Here is a 17,618-nt window from a genome sequence, read left to right on the forward strand (position 1 = left end):
ACTCTATCCCTGCCTTGTGAAATGGGCAATTCCCCGGACAGCAGGCCGGCGCGTCGCCCATCCTCTGCAATGGCCGTGCGATTGCTATGATCGCCGCTGATGCGGGTGCTCCACGTCATCTCAAACATCGACCGGCGCTTCGGCGGGCCGATCAACGCCTTGGTAGGTCTGGCTGCGGCGCAGGCTCGTGCCGGGTTGACCGTCAGCGTCGCGGGGACGTATCGCGGCGAGCCGGATCGAGGATTGTCGGACGTTTTCGCCGCTTCGGGGATCAAAGCGGACTTTATCGGTCCCGGTCGCGGCCCGCTCATCTGGTCACCCGCCATCAAACCCGCCCTGCGACCGCTGATCGCCGACGCCGACATCGTTCACATCCACACGTTATGGGAATCCATCCAGCATGCAGCGGCGAAACAGGCGCGACAACGCGGCCTGCCTTACATCATGCGGCCATGCGGAATGCTCGACCCCTGGTCGCTTTCGCAGGGTGCGTTAAAAAAGCGGCTGTACCTGACGCTGCGGCTAAGAAACGACCTCAACCACGCTGCGGCCATCCATTACACCGCCAATGCCGAGCGCGATCTGGCCTCTCCACTGAAGCTGGCTGCTCCGGCTCTGGTCGTACCTAACGGACTCGATCTGACGGAATTCGACAACCTGCCGGATCGTCAACTTTTTCGTGACAAGCATCCAGCCATCGGCCGACGCAAGCTCATCATCATTCTGGGAAGGATCGACGCCAAAAAGGGCTTCGACCTGCTCATCCCCGCCTTTGCCAAGCTCCAGACACAGGACGCAATGCTCGCGATCGTCGGCCCGGACCTCGAAGGTTACGAAGCGCAAGTTCGCGCCATGGTCGATCGTGCCGGCTTGAGTCAGCGCGTCATCTTCACCGGCATGTTGCGCGGTCGGGATCGAGTCGAAGCTCTCGCGGCGGCGGACTTGTTCGTCCTGCCCAGCTATCAGGAAAACTTCGGCATCGCGGTGGTCGAAGCACTGGCGGCCGGCTGTCCCGTGATCGTGTCGGAAAACGTCAACATCCGTGAGGAGATCGAAGCGGCGGGCGTCGGCGCATCCGTTCCGCTGAACATCGTTGCCTTAACCGCTCAGATGCAGCGATGGCTCGATGAAGACCCGTTGCGACAAGCGGCTGCGTCCAAAGCACGTTCATTTGTTCAGAGTCGCTTCGACTGGAACAAGATCGCCGGGGAATGGGCCAGCCATTACGCGCGACTGGCAGCCCAGTCGTAAAAGATCACGAGCACTTAGCCCGGTCACTACCGGCGTGCCTGGTGTTCCGCGATGACTTCACGGTAAAGGGCTTCGTATTTTCCCACAGCTTCCGCCGGTGCAAACGTACTCAAAACCCACTGCCGCCCGACAGTACCCCGCGCTGATAAAGCCTGCGGATCGGCCAGCAGTATCCGCAATGCCTCCGTCAGTGCTGCCTCTGTCCGCTCGATGATGGTGGCGCCTGCTTGGCTGATCTCACGCCAGATATCAACACCCCGCGTAGTCACCACGGGTGTGCCGCATGCCATCGCTTCGATGAGAACCAAGCCGAAGTTTTCCTGACTCGTCGGCAACACCAGCACGTCACAGGCCTGATAGAGCGAAAGTTTCTGTCGGCCGGTGACCAATCCGAGAAAATCAACACGGTCCGCAATTCCCAGCTTCTGCGCCTGAAGTCGCAATGCCTTGATGTACGTCTCCTCACCAGGCCCAGCGATGATGAGTCGCGCACGCAGGCCGGCATCACGAAGCCCCCCTGCCGCACCCAGCAAAAGCTCGATGCCTTTCTTGGGATGAAGCCGACCCATAAACAGGATGCGCGGCTCGTCGTTTCGCAGCGATACGAACGCATCCTGCGCCGCAGCCGGGCCGGGTAACTCCGCGTAGGGTTGCGTATCCACGAGGTATGGCAGCACCACGCCGCGACCTTGCGGAAACCATTTCCGAGCCTGATCCAGCTCCGCTTGCGCGGTGCAGTGAACTCGTGACGCCTGCTCCAGACAACGACGCACCCCCAGCGCGAGGAACGCTCTCTTTCGCAACGCTCCTTTCGACATGGACCAGTCGTCCAACATTCCGTGGAGAGTGAAAATACAGGGGCAGCCGAGGCGACGCGCGACCCTTGCCGTTTGCAGGCTGCCGATCATGAACGGGCCGTGACAATGCACGATGTCCGCGCGACGGACCTCATCCGACACGATGTTCAGAGAGCGGCGGGAAAGGATCTGACGAGGCAGTCGAGGCCAGTCGAGCCGGACCACGCGCGGAAACCCAGCCTCGCCGCGCATCCATGAGTCAGGCGCATCCTGAACGTCATAGGAAAGCAGGGTCACTGCGTGGCCACGCGAGGCCATGGCGGACGACAGATCCCACACCGCACGCACCAATCCGCCCTCGGCCAGCAGGATTCGAGGCAGGTAGTGCAGGATTTGCAATCTGGTCGATGAACCTGAGGTCACGCTGTCATCATCGGTCAATAAGGGATTGAGGCAAGCATTCGTTCGACCCGCGGCATGGTGACACCTCCATCAACACGTTCAAGGGTATGCTGTTGTCGCCTTTCTGGGAGTACCCGCCACAATGTGCGGCATTGCAGGCGTCATCCTGCGAGAACGTCAAATTGTTGAACGTGCCGTCGGCTCGATGATCCGGGCACAACAACACCGCGGCCCGGACGATTCGGGTTCCGCGTTTTTTGATGCCTCGCGCACCTGCGTCGGGCTGGGGCATCGGCGGCTGTCCATCCTCGACCTCTCGCCGCAGGGGCACCAGCCGATGACTCATCCTCAGTTCGGCGGGGTGCTGGTTTTCAACGGTGAAATCTACAACTACGCACAACTGCGCCGGGAGCTGAGCGACGCTGGAGTTCCCTTTCGCGGTCACAGCGATACGGAAGTGCTGCTGCACCTGCTGGCTCGCGACGGCCCCAAAGCCCTCGAGCGTCTGGCGGGGATGTACGCCTTTGCCTACTACGATCCGCGACACCAGACGCTGCTGATCGCCCGCGACCCGCTGGGGATCAAGCCGCTCTACATCCACCAGACCGACCATTCCCTGGTCTTCGCCAGCGAGGTTCGCGGGCTGCTCGCTTCAGGGCTGGTAAAGCCGGAGGTGGATCGCGCGGGTATTGCGACGATTCTGGCGTACGGCGCGCCGCAGGAACCGCTGACGATCATCAAAGATGTGCGGATGTTCCCGGCTGGTCATTGGCAACAGATCGAAGTCAACGATCTGCGCAGCCCTGTTTCACAGCGGCGTCAGAAACACTGGAACTTTCCCCAGCCGCAGCCGATCACGTCCGCCGATGCCGTTCACGGCATCAAGGAGTTACTCGAAACATCGGTCCGCGATCACCTGGTCGCCGATGTGCCGGTCGGAGTCTTTCTCTCCTCCGGCCTCGACAGCACGATCATCGCCGGCCTTGCCGCCAAACACACGGCTGACCTCCGCACCTTCACCGTCGGTTTCGCGGATGAGCCGGACATGAGCGAGGCACCGATGGCGTCGGAAACGGCGCGGCTGCTGGGCGTGCGACATACCACACTCAACATCCAGGGATCGGACGCCCTGCCTCGCGTACGTCAGTGGCTGACCAATCTCGACCAGCCGTCAATGGATGGCCTGAATGTTTACATGATCTGCCGGGCTGTCCGTGAAGCACAGATCAAAGTGATCCTCTCCGGTCAGGGAGGCGACGAGCTTTTCGGCGGGTATCCGAGTTTCTCCGACATTCCCAGATTGCGAAACATGATGCGCATCCTCCGCTGGCTCCCGCGCAGAGTCACGAAGGCCGTAGCGCGGACGTTGACCATGAATCGCTCTCCCGCGGTCCAGCAGAAAATGCTGGACATCTCCACCTCCGATGGCTCGCTGCGGACGCTCTATCTCCTCAGACGACGGGCGATATCCAACGGTCAGCTTCAGAGCCTGGGCTTCAACACGGATGATTTAGGACTAAGCCGCGACTACCAGCCGCACGATGCGGTGGACTCGCTTGAGATCGATAACTCCGATCCGGTCTGGAGCATCTCGGAACTCGAATCACGCATCTACCAGCAAAACGTCCTGCTGCGTGACAGCGACGCCAACAGTATGGCTCACAGCCTGGAACTGCGGGTTCCCTTTCTGGATCGGCGCGTGATCGACTTTGCGCAGGGAATTCCCGGCAACGTCAGACTGCCTGAAAAAATCGCAAACAAGCACCTGCTCCGCGTTGCCTTTGCGGAGCACCTCAGACCGGAGTTACTGCGGCAGAGCAAGCGCGGGTTTCAGTTACCGATCAACCGCTGGCTCGCCGGGCCTCTGCGTGAGATGGCGGAAGCGGGCCTCGATCGCCTCAAGCAGTCGGGACTCGTGGCCGAAGATGGCGTGGACGACATCTGGCAGAGCTTCCGCAGCCATCCCCAAAGCCCGATCTGGTCGCGGGCGTGGACGCTCTGTGTAACGGGAGTATATTTAACACAACTCAGCGATAAAGCTGAAGATATCGTCAGCCAAAGGAAGCCAGTCACGTTGCGATCCACACCTTCATCAAAACAGCCAAAGCGATGGCTTCCCACTCCCAGTTCGCTGACGAGTGACTATCAATCCGCGTTGGAATATCACACGAAGCTGAATGCGTGGAAGGCTGACGACATTCCCCCCATGCAGCTCGCCAAGCTCGCCGCCATCTGGGCTGATGCGATCAACGACGTGCCCTACTACCGGAAGCTTGTCGAGTCGGCTGCGGCCCCCAGAGAGATCACCATCTGGGCCGACTTCAAAAAAATCCCGGTACTGACCAAACAGTACCTCCGCGCGAACCTGCCTGAGTTCATCCGCATCTCCGGCCCGCCCGACAAGTTCATGCAGACTGCCGGCTCATCAGGCCTGCCGGTGAAGCTTGGAGTCTGGAAAAAGGAAAACGTCCACATTCGCGTCGCCAAGCTCGTCCCCTGGATCATCAACGGATATCACCTGGGTGACCCGGTTTTTCTGGTCTGGGGACATTCTCATTTACTCGGCACGGGCTGGAGGCGCTATCTCAACCATGCCATACGCATGGGTAAAGATGCGTTACTCAACTATCGACGGGCGCGGGCCTATGTGATGGGGCCCAGCGATTGCCGCAAAATCGCAAAGCAGATCATTCGGGCTCGACCCGTCGGCATGATCGGTTACGCCTCCGCGTTGGATTTACTGGGTCGATACACGCAGGAGTTCCGCAAGGAATTTCGTGCGACAGGCATCAGGTTCATCCTTTCGACTTCGGAAATGCCCCCTCGACAAGACACGTTCTCAATGCTTGAGGATTTGTTCGGATGCCCGGTGATCGAGGAGTTTGGCGGCGTTGACTTCGGGCATGTCGCGATGAGACCGCGAAAAGGTCCGTGGTCCGTCTTTCCGGATTTGAATATCGTCGAATCTCAGAAGGAGGCGGATGAAGGCGACGGTGAAAGCATCCTGGTGTCCACCCTCTACCTGCGGTACACGCCGCTGATCCGTTACAAGCAAGGTGATCTACTGCGCGGGCCAATGCGACTGGCAAACGATCACGTTTATGAGTTTCAGGACCTCGGCGGAAGAATCAACGAAGCGATCCTGATGTCCGACGGACGCAGCGTACATTCGGTGGCGGTTTTCCACTGCGTTCATCAGGAACCCATCGTGCTCAACATCCAGCTTTACCTGCGCGATGCCGGCCCCATCCTGCGTCTGGTCGTGTCGAGCACGCCTGACGCTGAGTTTGAAAATCGCGTGCTGCACCGACTAAGACAGGTCCACCCCGATCTGACGGAAACAAAACTGGAATTCGTAAACGACCTGACCACCAACCGTGCCGGCAAGCGACGATGGATGATTGACGAACGGACCAAAACGCCGCCGAAAGCCTGAACGGATCACGAGTCCTGCACGCAGCGCAACAGGAAAGTCAGTGGAAAGCCATCCGCGCCAAGTCCCGCCATCCGCCGAACCGCACGTTGTCGATGTGCCGGCTGCGATGTCGTCGCAGGGACCGGTGGAGCTTGCGATCATCTCCGACGTACCCACGCCCTACCGGGTCCACGTGCTCAAACGCATTGCGAGCGAGCTGCGCGAGGTGAAACTGCACAGCCTTTTTACCCACGCCAGCGACAGGAGCGCGGTGCAATGGGACATGCAGCTCGATCCAGCGATCAATCCGGTATTTTTCAACGAGGTCGCGCTGAGTCCCAATGAACATGCGACGCTCAGAACGCTGCGGCTCTTTAACGTCATGCGCGATTATCTGATCCGCCACCGTGTGCGGATCATCATCCTGCTGGGGTACAACGACCTGGCGCGAATGCGGTTGATCCGCTGGGCCAGGAAAGCAGGGATACCGCTGCTGGTGACGGGAGACTCGAACGTCTTTGCGGAAGGGCGTCTGTCGCCGCTGAAGCGGCTCGTCAAGCGTGTTTATGTGCGATGGAGCCTGCGTTCGATCGCGGGCCTGATGCCGATGGGCACAGCCGGGCGCGCTTTCTATCGCCTCTATGCCGATCACGAGTTGCCCACGTTCCTCTTTCCCTATGAACCGGATTACGAGACGATTCAGCGTCGTGATGAGGAAAAGGAGCGTGCTTTCCGTGCCGGGCGTGATTTATCGGAAGAGCGGCACCGGCTGCTCTACTGCGGGCGGCTCGTGAGCGTCAAATGCGTGGATGTGTTGATCGATGCGTTTGTGCGCATCGCTGATCGTCGTCCTGACTGGGATCTGGTCATTGCCGGCGACGGTGCGCTGCGTGACGCGCTCAAGGCGCGGGTGCCGCAGGCCCTGTCGTCGCGCGTCAAGTGGCTTGGCTTTCTGCAATTCGATGAGACCGTCCTCTGCTATCACTCCTGTGAAGTGCTGGTGCTGCCCAGTCACTTTGAGCCTTGGGCACTGGTCATCAATGAAGCGGTGTCTGCCGGGCTTGCGGTGGTGACGACGGATGTGGTCGGAGCCGCGGTGGAGTTGGTCCGCCACCGGACCAATGGCCTGATCGTGCAGGCCAGGAATGTCCAGGCCATGACAGACGCCCTGTTGGAAGTCACCACACCCCAGCCATGCGCCCGGATGCGTGCCGCAGCACCCGACATTCTGGCGCAGTGGCGTCGTGCCGCTGATCCCGTTGACGGAGTGAGGCATGCGTTGCGCCATTTCAAATTGATCCCGTAACAGCGTCCTCGTGAATCTCTCGTGTCATTTCGCCGATACAACCTCGGATCATTTATCATTCCGCCATGCCCGACTCCACAACACTGATCACCGGCGCAGCAGGCTTCATCGGCTCTCACCTGACCGACCGTCTGCTGCGCGAAGGGATGCGAGTCATCGGACTCGATAACTTCTGCGACTTCTACGACGCATCCATCAAACGGAAAAATCTCGAAGGCGCGATGACGCATAAAAATTTCATGCTCGTCGAGACCGACATCCGCGACCGCGGCGCGGTCGGCGAGGCGTTTACCCGTCACAAGCCGACGGCTGTCGTCCATCTGGCCGCAATGGCGGGCGTCCGACCGAGCATCGAACGGCCGGATTACTACACCAGCGTCAACGTCGATGGCACGGTCAGCCTGCTCGATGCCGCCGTCGCCTCCGGGACACAACGCTTCGTCTTCGCATCGAGTTCGAGTGTTTACGGCAACAACGAAAAAGTCCCCTTCGCTGAGGACGACCGCGTTGATTTCCCCATCAGCCCGTACGCAGCCACCAAGAAATCCGGGGAGCTGATCTGCCACACCTACTGGCATATCCACAAGCTGCCTGTGAATTGTCTGCGCTTCTTCACCGTCTTCGGCCCGCGGCAGCGACCGGACCTGGCGATCGGAAAATTTCTCCGGCTCGTCAGTCAGGGCAAGCCGGTGCCGATGTTCGGAGACGGCTCGACCAGCCGCGATTACACCTACATCGACGACATCGTCAGCGGCATCCACGCCGCGATGGATAAGTGCGACAGAAAGACCGGCTTCCGCATCTACAACCTCGGCGGCAACAAGCCCGCGAGTCTCAAAGACCTGATCGCCACCGTCGAAGAAGTCACGGGTAAAAAGGCAAAAATCGACCAGAAACCGATGCAGCCGGGTGATGTGGAACGCACCTGGGCGGACCTGACACGCAGCAACAGAGAACTCGGATATCAGCCCACAACATCGCTCAAGGATGGCATTCGCAAACAGTGGGAATGGATGCAGTTCGCCTGACGAGCCGGCGCGTCCCCTCATCGCGCGTCGGCACGTCCTCGCTCCTGACGCGAGAGCAGAAACACGAAAATCGCAGCTCGACAAACCACGCCGCATGCAGCCGCGCTGGATGGGAATACTCGATCAGCTCCGCCCACTTGCGCAGGCTCTGAAGGAGTCGCGGTGCGTTGAGAGAAACCTTAATGCGGCGTCTCTTTCACCGCGTTGCGATTCCAGGCGGGCACCTCCACCACGATCGGCCCATCGCCCTGGATGATGCTTTGGCACGACAATCGACTCGTCAGCTTCACTGCGGGAGCTTCCTCAACGCGGTCGAGTTCTTTGTCTTCCGCTTCGCTGAGGTCGTCCATGCCCTCGTTGACGTAAACGTGGCAGGTGGAGCAGGCGCAGACGCCGCCGCAGGAATGTTCGATGTTGATGCCGTGGTCCAGCGCGACTTCGAGCAGATGTTCGCCTTTGCTGGCCATGACGGTCACTTCGCGTTCATCCTTACCGGTGACCGCCTGCGGATCCTGAAGGATGAACTTCACCTGTACGGTGGGCGGCGCTTTGGGTTCGTTGGAACGTTTAATGCTCATAACTGTCTCGTGGCTGCATTCTAGGCGACTTGATCTCGCTCGTGCAGCCGCGAAGTCTGAAAGCGAGCGTCGGCGAGGGGTGACGGCGGCGCCATCATGGCGGTGAAGTGATCGCCAAGGCAGTGAACCAGTCGGGCTTAACGGTCAGGTTTGCGGCGAGTCGGGCACGGTCGTCGGATCCGGGCGGTAAATCCGTGTTTCGAGAGCCCAGACTTTTTCGGTGAAGTTCCCGCCGACATCCGCGGCTTTGAGGCTATCGCCGCGTGCCGCCAGGATCGCCATGTGCGTCTTGGCGTCCACATTATCGAGCAGGCTCACGAGGATCGCTTCGGGGGTAGCGGGTATTTTGAGCGCGCCAAACTCCGCCTTGCCGTGGTGTGACAGGATGATGTGATGCAACACCATCAGCACAGCATCGGGCACTTTATTTCCCATCGCGGCGCAGTCCTCCGCCTTGCGCTGGAGCCAGATGACCCCGCGGGCGATGTGACCGATGAGCTGGCCGTCGTCGCTGTAACCAAAGCCCGTTTCCCAGGTCAGCTCCTGACACTTGCCCAGATCATGAATGAACAGGCCCATGAGCACGATATCGCGGTTGATCTGCGGGTAGAGCGGCAGCACGGCACCGGCAAGCCGCAGCAGACTCAGCGTGTGCTCCAGCAGTCCGCCGATGAAAGCGTGGTGCAGTGACATGGCAGCCGGCGCACGCTTGAACTTTTCCATCAGCTCCGCATCGTCGAGATACATCCGCGCCAGCGCGTTGATCGCGGGATGTTTCAGTGAAGCGAGAATCCCGCTCAACTCGGTGAACATCTCCTCGATGTCGTATTGCGTACAAGGCAGCAGGTCGAGCAATTCAGCCTCGGTAGGCGTGCACTTTTCGATCTGCTGGATAATGATCTGCATCTCGCCCTGGTACGGCTGCGACTGCCCCTGAATGTAAACAAACCCGTCGGTCGGCAGGGTGCTGAATAGCTCCTCGGAAGCGTTCCACATGCGACCGGGAACACGACCTGACCGGTCAGCCAGCAGACATTTGATGTAGGGCTTGCCCCCTTTGGTCTGACCGAGCTGGCAGTTCTGGATGGCGAAAACACCTTCGATGTATTGCGAGTCCTGCAACTGACGGATCATGATCCGCTGACTGGCCGGGGCGGAGTGCGGCGAGGGTGATTTGGTAGGCGGCATGGCGTCATCGTACCGCGCCGCATGGGTGATCCCGCTCCGCTTTCACCCGGATGGTTTCTCCGCCCGCCGCCTGCTCATGCCGGGATGGTTCGACGGACGGTTCAAGTGTGGATCGATGGGCGAGTCTGGGGCGGCACCCCAACCCAGAGTGCGGTAATCAGGGCTTTAGTTTGGCGGCAGAATCGACACTTTGGCGGCAAAAGTCAGCTTGCCGTACAATCCCTGCCCCATGCCAATGACTGAACGCGACATCCTGATGGATATTTCCGAGCCCGATGAGGGCGTTGTCCGCACCCTCTGGGCGATGCCCGGCGACCTGCTGCTGCTGGGAGCCGGCGGAAAGATCGGCCACGGCCTGGCGCTGATGGCCAAACGTGCTTTCGAGCAGGCGGGCAAGAAAAACCGCGTGCTGGCGGTGTCCCGCTTTTCCTCACCCAAGGCTCGACAGGAACTGGAGGCGGACGGCATCACCACCATCCCCTGCGACCTCGCCGACGCCGACGCCGTGGAAAAGCTGCCTGACGCCGAAGACATCGTTTATCTGGCCGGGCAGAAGTTCGGCACAGCCGACGGCCCCGCGGTGACCTGGGCTCTCAATACGTTTGTCCCCGGCGTCGTCGCCAAGCGGTGGAAAAAGAGCCGTATCGCCGTTTACTCCAGCGGTAACGTCTATCCGTTCACTCCCGTCGATTCCGGCGGGCCGACCGAGGAACACCCCGTCGGTCCCATCGGCGAGTATGCCCAATCGGTGCTCGGCCGCGAACGAGTGTTTGAATATTTCTCCCGCACGGCTGGTACACGGGTCACTACGATCCGCCTCAACTACGCCAATGAGCCGCGCTACGGGGTGCTGGTGGACCTGGCCACGCGCCTGCTCAATAAAGAGGAAATCGACGTCAGCCAGGGCTATGTCAACGTCCTCTGGCAAGGCGACTGCAACCGCATCACCCTCCGCTCGTTCGAGTTGGCGAACAGCCCGCCGGCGATCCTCAACCTTGCCGGCCCGGAGACGCACAAAGTCGAAGACCTCGTGAAAAAGCTCGGCAAGGCGCTGGGGCTGCGAAAAGTCAAAGTAACCGGCGAGCCGGCACCCAACGCGCTCCTGTCCAATTCGTCGTTCTGCTGGAGTCACTTCGGCCCGCCGAAGGTCGGCATCGACCAGATGATCGAGCGGGTCGCAACGTGGCTCAAGCAAGGCGGCGCAACCATGGGCAAGCCGACGCACTTTGAAGTCCGGGATGGAAAGTTTTAGAAACTCGCCTTCCGTCGAACGTCCCGCGCAGGCTGATACCATTCCCCGCCACGCGCGACGAGCTTCGACCGGAGGCCATCGGTAACCGTCATGAGCAATCCCCTACCCTCGGCTCCCGTCCTTGATCTGCTCCGAAGTGGCGTTGCGATTCCCGCCACTCCGCTGGCGTTGAACGCGCAGCGCAAGCTCGATGAACGCCGTCAGCGCGCCTTGGCACGTTACTACCTGGCGGCAGGCTCAGGCGGTCTGGCGGTTGCCGTACACTCGACACAGTTTGAAATCCGCCTGCCTGAGCACGGCCTGCTCCGTCCGGTGCTCACGATCGCGATGGAGGAGATGCGTCGCTTTGAGCAGGCCAAAAAGAAAACCGTCATCAAAGTCGCCGGCATCGTCGGGCAGACGCACCAAGCGGTCGCGGAAGCTCAACAGGCGATTGATCTGGGCTACGACATGGGGCTGCTGAGTCTGGGCGCGATGGCCAAGGCAGACGACGATGAACTGGTGGCCCACTGTCATCAAGTGGCGAAGGTCATTCCGGTCGTGGGCTTCTATCTCCAGCCGAGTGTCGGCGGGCGAATACTGCCGGCGAGCTTCTGGCGTCGCTTTGCGGAGATTCCCAACGTCGTCGCCATCAAGATGGCACCCTTCAACCGTTACCAGACGATCGACGTCGTCCGCGCCGTCGCCGAGGCCGGCCGCGCTCTCTCGCTCGGCTCACGCGGCGTCGGGCACAGCTCCGGCGTAGCCAAGGTCGATTCGGGCGGCAGCGAAAACGGCATCGCGCTCTATACCGGCAACGATGACAACATCGTCGGCGACCTGCTGGGCGAGTGGGTGTTCGAGGTTCCCGCCGGCGGCGGCAAGCGGGTGACGCAGCGCGTCATCGGCGGGCTGCTGGGCCACTGGGCATGCTGGACAAAAAAGGCGGTCGAACTGCTGGAGAAATGTCACTGGGCCAATACCTCCGCCGAGATGGGTGCCCGAAATCATCTGCCCTACGACATGATGGTGCTCAACCGGCAGGTGACGGACATGAACGCAGCGATGTTCGACCCCGCGCACCATTTCCACGGCTGCATCCCCGGCATGCACGAAATCCTCCGCCGTCAGGGATTGCTCGAAGGCACCTGGTGCCTCAATCCCAAAGAGGTCATGTCACCCGGTCAGGCGGAGGAAATCACCCGCGTCTGCAAGGCGTATCCGCATCTGGTGGACGATGACTTCGTCGCACAGCACCTTGACGAATGGCTGCGGTAAAACCGACCCCATCCGCGATGCTGTTCGCCCTCGAACGGTGAATCACGTCGGAATCTGATCCGCGTACTTTCGTCGAAACTCGTCCAGACTGGCGATGCCTGCGGGCAGCTTTGCCTCGTCTATCAACAGGATCGGAATGCCTTCACGGATCGGATAGCGCAGCCCGCCGACGCTGCCGACGAGTTCCTCACCCTCCAGCCGCAGCGGCGAGCGCGTGAGGGGACAGACGAGCATCTGGAGCAGTTCGGGATCGATGGGGGCCTGGGGCATGGCTGCATTTTAACGCACAGGCTGCGATCAGTTTCCCGGAACGTTAACACGCTCGATGTCGGCGCCGAGTTCCTGGAGCGTCAGCTCCATCCGTTCGTAGCCGCGGTCGAGGTGATAAACACGGTTGACGGTCGTCGTGCCTTTGGCCGCGAGGCCGGCGATGACAAGACCTGCCGAAGCGCGAAGGTCGCTGGCCATCACGGGTGCGCCTTCGAGCTGCTTGACTCCGCTGATCATCGCGCTGGTGCCGGTGCGCATGACGTTGGCGCCCATGCGGAGCAATTCCGCGACGTGCATGAAACGGTCGGGGAAGATTTTTTCGGTGATGATCGAGTTGCCGTCCGCCAGACAAAGCAGCGCCATGATCTGAGCCTGGAGGTCGGTGGGGAAACCCGGATAGGGCTGCGTCACCACCTGCACCGGCTCAAGCCGACGGCTGCTGGAGATGCGTACCGTGTCGCGCATGCGGTTTCGCTGGCGTTCCTCCTTCACCGCATCGACCGCGACACCGACTTCCTCCAGCCGGTCGAGCACGGCGATCAGCGCATCCGTCGGACAGTTTTCCAGTGTCACATCACCGTTGGTGATGGCTGCGGCCATGACATAGGTGCCCGCTTCGATGCGGTCAGCCATCACCGTGTGTTCGATGCCGTGGAGCTTGTCCACCCCGTGAATCGTGATGCGCGGACTGCCTGCTCCGATGATCTTGGCACCCATGGCGATAAGCATGTTCGCCAGGTCCTCGACCTCCGGCTCGCACGCCGCCGACTCGATGACTGTGGTGCCCTCAGCCAGCACGGCTGCGCTCATGACGTTTGCCGTTCCCAGGACGGTTGAGCCGAACGGCCCGCCGAGAAACACCCGCGCACCCTGAAGTCGTCCGCCTGCGTGCGTTTCGGCGACGATGTAACCGCCGTCAAGATGAATCCTCGCGCCCAGCGCCTTAAGCCCGCGCAAATGCAGATCGACCGGCCGGTCGCCGATGTTGCACCCGCCGGGCATGGACACCTTGGCCTGTCCGCGCTTGGCGAGCAGCGGCCCCAGCACGCAGATGCTTGCCCGCATGGTGCGAACGATGTCGTAGTGCGCCAGACACGGTTCGGGATTGTTGGCGTGGAGCGTCATCACGCCGGCTGTGCCCGGCTCGACAACCGCCACGTGCGGATCATTTCCGCTGCCGTCGGTCTGCTGTTTTTTGTATGCCTTGGCCTGTGTCGCATTGATGGCTCGGCGCTCGACGGGGCAGCCCAGGGCGTCGAGCAGTTTGGCCATGTTCTGAATGTCGGAGAGGTCGGGCACATCGTGGAGGATGACCGGATCGTCGGTCAGCAGTGTCGCCGCCATGAGGGGAAGGCTGGCGTTTTTCGAGCCGTTCACGCGGACCTTGCCGCGCAGTCGCTTGCCGCCGTTGATGACGAATGCGTCCATATCCCCGTCCTTTTCAATAAATCGGTTGAGAGGTAGGCGACCCGCCGCGGGGCTGCTCGTTGATCGGTGGATTTATCGGCAACGAGTGTGAAAGTTCTGCAAAGCAATCCCCACCCGCAACGATCACCCCGCCGGACACGCTCAACGTCACGCACCGGGCAAGGTCAGCCGCACCAAAAGTCGAAAGTCGCGGCTGGACCTCGTTCCCGCCGACGCCAAAAACTGGTACAACCCCACTCATGCAAATCGCCTCCCTGATCCGTGACGTGCCCGACTGGCCCAAACCCGGCATCGTCTTTAAGGATATTACTCCCCTGCTGGGTCATCCCGCCGGTCTGGCGATGGCGGTCGAGCTGATGGCCAATCCCTACCGCGGCATCGGAATCGATCTGGTCGCCGGGGCCGAGAGCCGGGGGTTCATCTTCGGCACCGCGATCGCGCAGTCGCTGTCGGCGGGGTTTATCCCCATTCGCAAACCTCGGAAACTTCCCTATAAGACCGCCGCCATCGAGTACGACCTTGAGTATGGCAAGGATACTCTCGAAATCCATTCCGACGCGGTGAAAAAAGGTCAGCGTATCCTCATGGTGGACGACCTGATGGCCACGGGCGGCACCATGAAAGCCTGCTGCGATCTCATCAGCGGGCTGGGCGGAGAGATTGCAGGCATCACGGTCCTGATCGAGCTGACGTTTCTCTCCGGTCGTGACAAGCTCAAGTCTTATGGTGATCTACACGCGGTGGTGAAGTATTAGAGGAGACGCCGGCCGCCGTTGATGCGTCCGACCAGGATCGCCGCCGGCCATCACACCTATGTCTCGTCGCCGCCGCCCCAAACCTCGGTCTAAAATCCCGCCTCACTTCCTCACCTATTGGCAGCGATCACAGCAGCCGCTCCAGGCACTTATTTTTCTCGCGCCATTGATCGTCGCCTATGAAGTCGGCACGCGGCTCTACGCCCAGGGGCCCGGCGGGGAAACCTATTTCATCTACGCCCGAACGCTGCTGATGAACTTCTTCGGTCTGCTGAGTGTCACCGGCAAATACCTGCCCGGTCTGATCGTCGCCGCGGTTCTGCTTTCCTGGCATGTGGTGCGGAAAGACGCATGGGAGTTCGTGCCGCGAATTTACGGCCTGATGTATGTCGAGTCGGCTCTCTATGCCCTGCCCCTCTTTGTCATGATGCTCGTTCTGGCACCGCCTGAGTCACACCCGCAGATGGCGGCGGCAGCCACGACCGCCGAACCGGTGAGCTGGCAGGCGGGGATGGTCTTCGGCATCGGCGCGGGAATCTACGAGGAGCTGCTCTTTCGTCTCGTCGCCATCGCTGCGATTCATGCGCTGCTGGTCGATTTCCTGAGACTGCCCCACAAAGTCGGCGCAACCGCGGCGATCATCCTTTCTGCGGTCGCGTTCGCCCTCTACCACTTCCCCACCTGGAGCGACTGGAAACTCGACCCCTTCATCCAACTGACGCTCGCGGGACTTTATCTGGCGGGGGTCTATCTTATCCGGGGCTTCGGTATCGCGGCAGGGACACACGCGCTCTACGACGTGCTCGTTGTGCTCTGGTCGCTGCGGGCGCGCTGAATCGCTCAGGGCCTCTCATGCCGGAGCATTCACGCAGCACCACTCAAACAGGCTGATCCATTCACGGCGTTGCAATTCCACTAACTCCGCGCGGTCGCCTTGTGCGTGTGTCTTTTTCACCTCGTCAATGAGCTGGTGCGGGTCGTAGCCCTTGATGGATGTCATGGCGGGATGCGTGCCGGCCCGGTTGAACCAGTAGTGGCTGTTGGAAAAATCCCCTTCTCGTCGGTGCATGATGCCATGCCAGAAGGAACCGGTCGCGTCTTCGATGGTCTGGCTGACCTTGTGGCTGCGGTCGAGCGCATCGACATAAAGCCAGAGTGCCGCGACAAGAGGCGGCCGCGCCGCAATCACGGGTAACACCACGAGCTTTTCCACCAGCAATGTATGAGCGGCCTCAGGAGGCTCGGTCGGCACAAGCCGGCCCATCGCGCGATCCGGCGGCAGAACCCGCAGGAGCGGACGGACGGCCTCGTCAACCGGCGGCGGGAGCGTCAGAGTCATAAACCCAATTTAACAGACAGCTCGCGGTCGTCTGACGCCAAGACGGACCCGGCACGCAGGCAGCGGAGCATTGCTTGCAGTAACGACCCGATTTCCTCTATCATCCCCGACCCAACCTAAGGCGACGCGTCAACTCGCCGTTTCAACCTGAGGCAGATCAATCATGGCCGAGCAGAAAGCCACCAACATCGTCTGGCACGAAGGCAACGTCACTCCCGCTGAGCGCGCTAAAAACCTTGGCCAGAAAGGCTGCACCGTTTGGATGACCGGCCTGTCCGCCAGCGGCAAGTCCACCGTCGCCGTCGCACTCGAGCAGGTTCTGCTCCAGCGCGGCAAGCACGCCTACCGGCTCGATGGTGACAACATCCGCATGGGACTCAACAAAAATCTGGGCTTCTCGGCTGAAGACCGCGCGGAAAACATCCGCCGCATCGGTGAGGTCGCCAAGCTCTTCGCCGATGCCGGCATGATTACCATCACCAGCTTCATCTCCCCTTACCGCAAAGATCGCGATGCAGTTCGCAAGCTGCACGACGATGCGAAGATTCCCTTCATCGAAGTGCATGTGGACATCCCGCTCGAAGAAGCGGAAAAACGTGACCCCAAGGGCCTGTACAAAAAGGCACGTGCAGCTTTGGCGTCCGGCAAGGGCATGGGGTTCACCGGCATCGACGATCCTTATGAAGCCCCAGAAAAAGCGGAGATGGTCCTGCCGACTCACAAGCTGAGCATTGCAGAAAGCGTGCAGAAGCTGCTCGATGAGCTTCAGAAGCGCAACCTGCTCAGCGCGTAATACCAGCCCCGCAGCACAAGCCGGGGCGGCTGAGCGATATTGCCAAAAATCAAGCTGGAAATGCGGGCGACAGGAATCGAACCTGCACAATTTCTGCGTTTACGAGGTCGCCAGCTGGGGTGTGGACCCTCCTAGGGACACCCGCTGAATCACAAGTTGATCCGAGTCTGATTGAAGTCGTCCAGCGATGGGCGGAGCTATCGCCTGCGCAACGTGTGCAGGTCCTGGCGGTGGTCCGCACCACGGGGAGGGCTCGCCATGCGGTTTGAGGTGTCTTTGTACGTCAACGGCGGGTACCGAATAACGGGGCGTCTGCGAGCTCCTGGGCAGATCGGACGGGCAAGGATCTTCGCACGTCCCACGCCGTCAACGATCCGGCAGCGGTGGGCCGTGGAGGGCGGCAGCGTGGGGAGTCGAATCGGGCAGCGGTTGACAAGGCGTCAACGGTCAAGGCGGCAGCACAGGCCACCATCGCCACCTGAACCGACGGGTTTCGTTGGATCACCGGCCAGCAGGTGTTGACGGTCAACACGGGGCGGCCGGAAAACAAAAAAGCCGC

16 protein-coding genes are annotated in these 17,618 nt (G+C 60.8%); 10 read left to right on the forward strand and 6 right to left on the reverse strand.

The window, feature by feature from the left end:
- The first annotated feature begins 99 nt into the window (after nt 1–99).
- Nucleotides 100–1,251 (forward strand): glycosyltransferase, encoded by a 1,152-nt coding sequence (locus IT444_12570; GenBank protein ID MCC7193602.1) that lies wholly within the window; start codon nt 100–102, stop codon nt 1,249–1,251.
- Between the two features lie 26 nt (nt 1,252–1,277).
- On the opposite strand, the gene IT444_12575 is transcribed toward IT444_12570, so the two are convergent.
- Nucleotides 1,278–2,471 (reverse strand): glycosyltransferase, encoded by a 1,194-nt coding sequence (locus IT444_12575; GenBank protein MCC7193603.1) that lies wholly within the window; start codon nt 2,469–2,471, stop codon nt 1,278–1,280.
- Between the two features lie 121 nt (nt 2,472–2,592).
- Here IT444_12575 and asnB point away from each other — a divergent pair, with 121 nt between their 5' ends.
- The 3 genes from asnB (at nt 2,593) to IT444_12590 (ending at nt 8,199) form a co-directional block, all read left to right on the forward strand.
- Nucleotides 2,593–5,886 (forward strand): asparagine synthase (glutamine-hydrolyzing), encoded by a 3,294-nt coding sequence (asnB, locus tag IT444_12580; protein ID MCC7193604.1) that lies wholly within the window; start codon nt 2,593–2,595, stop codon nt 5,884–5,886.
- A complete protein-coding gene (locus IT444_12585; GenBank protein ID MCC7193605.1) occupies nt 5,852–7,171 on the forward strand; it encodes a glycosyltransferase family 4 protein in 1,320 nt (439 codons plus the stop codon). The genes asnB and IT444_12585 overlap by 35 nt, the downstream gene beginning before the upstream one ends.
- A 65-nt stretch (nt 7,172–7,236) precedes the next feature.
- A complete protein-coding gene (locus IT444_12590) occupies nt 7,237–8,199 on the forward strand; it encodes a GDP-mannose 4,6-dehydratase (protein ID MCC7193606.1) in 963 nt (320 codons plus the stop codon).
- A 179-nt stretch (nt 8,200–8,378) separates the two neighbouring features.
- Here the strand turns inward: IT444_12590 and IT444_12595 are convergent, their stop codons facing one another.
- Nucleotides 8,379–8,777, reverse strand: a complete 399-nt coding sequence (locus IT444_12595; GenBank protein MCC7193607.1) for a 2Fe-2S iron-sulfur cluster binding domain-containing protein — start codon at nt 8,775–8,777, stop codon at nt 8,379–8,381.
- A gap of 144 nt (nt 8,778–8,921) precedes the next feature.
- Nucleotides 8,922–9,965 (reverse strand): HD domain-containing protein, encoded by a 1,044-nt coding sequence (locus IT444_12600; GenBank protein ID MCC7193608.1) that lies wholly within the window; start codon nt 9,963–9,965, stop codon nt 8,922–8,924.
- Between IT444_12600 and IT444_12605 the strand changes: the two genes are divergently transcribed.
- The 3 genes from IT444_12605 (at nt 9,964) to IT444_12615 (ending at nt 12,474) form a co-directional block, all read left to right on the forward strand.
- The gene (locus IT444_12605) at nt 9,964–10,122 is read left to right on the forward strand and encodes a hypothetical protein (GenBank protein MCC7193609.1); all 159 of its coding nucleotides are present in this window, start codon (nt 9,964–9,966) and stop codon (nt 10,120–10,122) included. The two genes, IT444_12600 and IT444_12605, sit on opposite strands and share 2 nt — an antisense overlap.
- A 72-nt stretch (nt 10,123–10,194) precedes the next feature.
- Nucleotides 10,195–11,217, forward strand: coding sequence for an NAD(P)-dependent oxidoreductase (locus IT444_12610; protein MCC7193610.1), 1,023 nt, complete (start codon nt 10,195–10,197; stop codon nt 11,215–11,217).
- A gap of 90 nt (nt 11,218–11,307) precedes the next feature.
- Nucleotides 11,308–12,474, forward strand: a complete 1,167-nt coding sequence (locus tag IT444_12615; GenBank protein MCC7193611.1) for a dihydrodipicolinate synthase family protein — start codon at nt 11,308–11,310, stop codon at nt 12,472–12,474.
- 42 nt (nt 12,475–12,516) lie between these two features.
- On the opposite strand, the gene IT444_12620 is transcribed toward IT444_12615, so the two are convergent.
- Nucleotides 12,517–12,744 (reverse strand): Trm112 family protein, encoded by a 228-nt coding sequence (locus IT444_12620; protein MCC7193612.1) that lies wholly within the window; start codon nt 12,742–12,744, stop codon nt 12,517–12,519.
- Between the two features lie 27 nt (nt 12,745–12,771).
- Nucleotides 12,772–14,172 (reverse strand): UDP-N-acetylglucosamine 1-carboxyvinyltransferase, encoded by a 1,401-nt coding sequence (murA, locus tag IT444_12625; protein MCC7193613.1) that lies wholly within the window; start codon nt 14,170–14,172, stop codon nt 12,772–12,774.
- Nucleotides 14,173–14,411: 239 nt separating this feature from the next.
- Between murA and IT444_12630 the strand changes: the two genes are divergently transcribed.
- Both IT444_12630 and IT444_12635 read left to right on the forward strand, forming a co-directional pair.
- Nucleotides 14,412–14,927: an adenine phosphoribosyltransferase gene (locus IT444_12630; protein MCC7193614.1), complete on the forward strand. Its 516-nt coding sequence runs from the start codon at nt 14,412–14,414 to the stop codon at nt 14,925–14,927.
- 58 nt (nt 14,928–14,985) lie between these two features.
- Nucleotides 14,986–15,762 carry a CPBP family intramembrane metalloprotease gene (locus IT444_12635; protein MCC7193615.1) on the forward strand — a complete coding sequence of 259 codons (777 nt, stop codon included), beginning with the start codon at nt 14,986–14,988 and terminating at the stop codon, nt 15,760–15,762.
- A 15-nt stretch (nt 15,763–15,777) separates the two neighbouring features.
- Here IT444_12635 and IT444_12640 read toward each other — a convergent pair whose 3' ends face one another.
- Nucleotides 15,778–16,266 carry a hypothetical protein gene (locus IT444_12640; protein MCC7193616.1) on the reverse strand — a complete coding sequence of 163 codons (489 nt, stop codon included), beginning with the start codon at nt 16,264–16,266 and terminating at the stop codon, nt 15,778–15,780.
- A gap of 163 nt (nt 16,267–16,429) precedes the next feature.
- Here IT444_12640 and cysC point away from each other — a divergent pair, with 163 nt between their 5' ends.
- Complete coding sequence (gene cysC, locus IT444_12645) at nt 16,430–17,059, forward strand: adenylyl-sulfate kinase (protein MCC7193617.1); 630 nt, start codon at nt 16,430–16,432, stop codon at nt 17,057–17,059.
- Nucleotides 17,060–17,618 lie beyond the last annotated feature (559 nt).

The organism is Phycisphaeraceae bacterium (genome assembly GCA_020851465.1).
In the GTDB taxonomy this organism is placed as follows: domain Bacteria; phylum Planctomycetota; class Phycisphaerae; order Phycisphaerales; family Phycisphaeraceae; genus JADZCR01.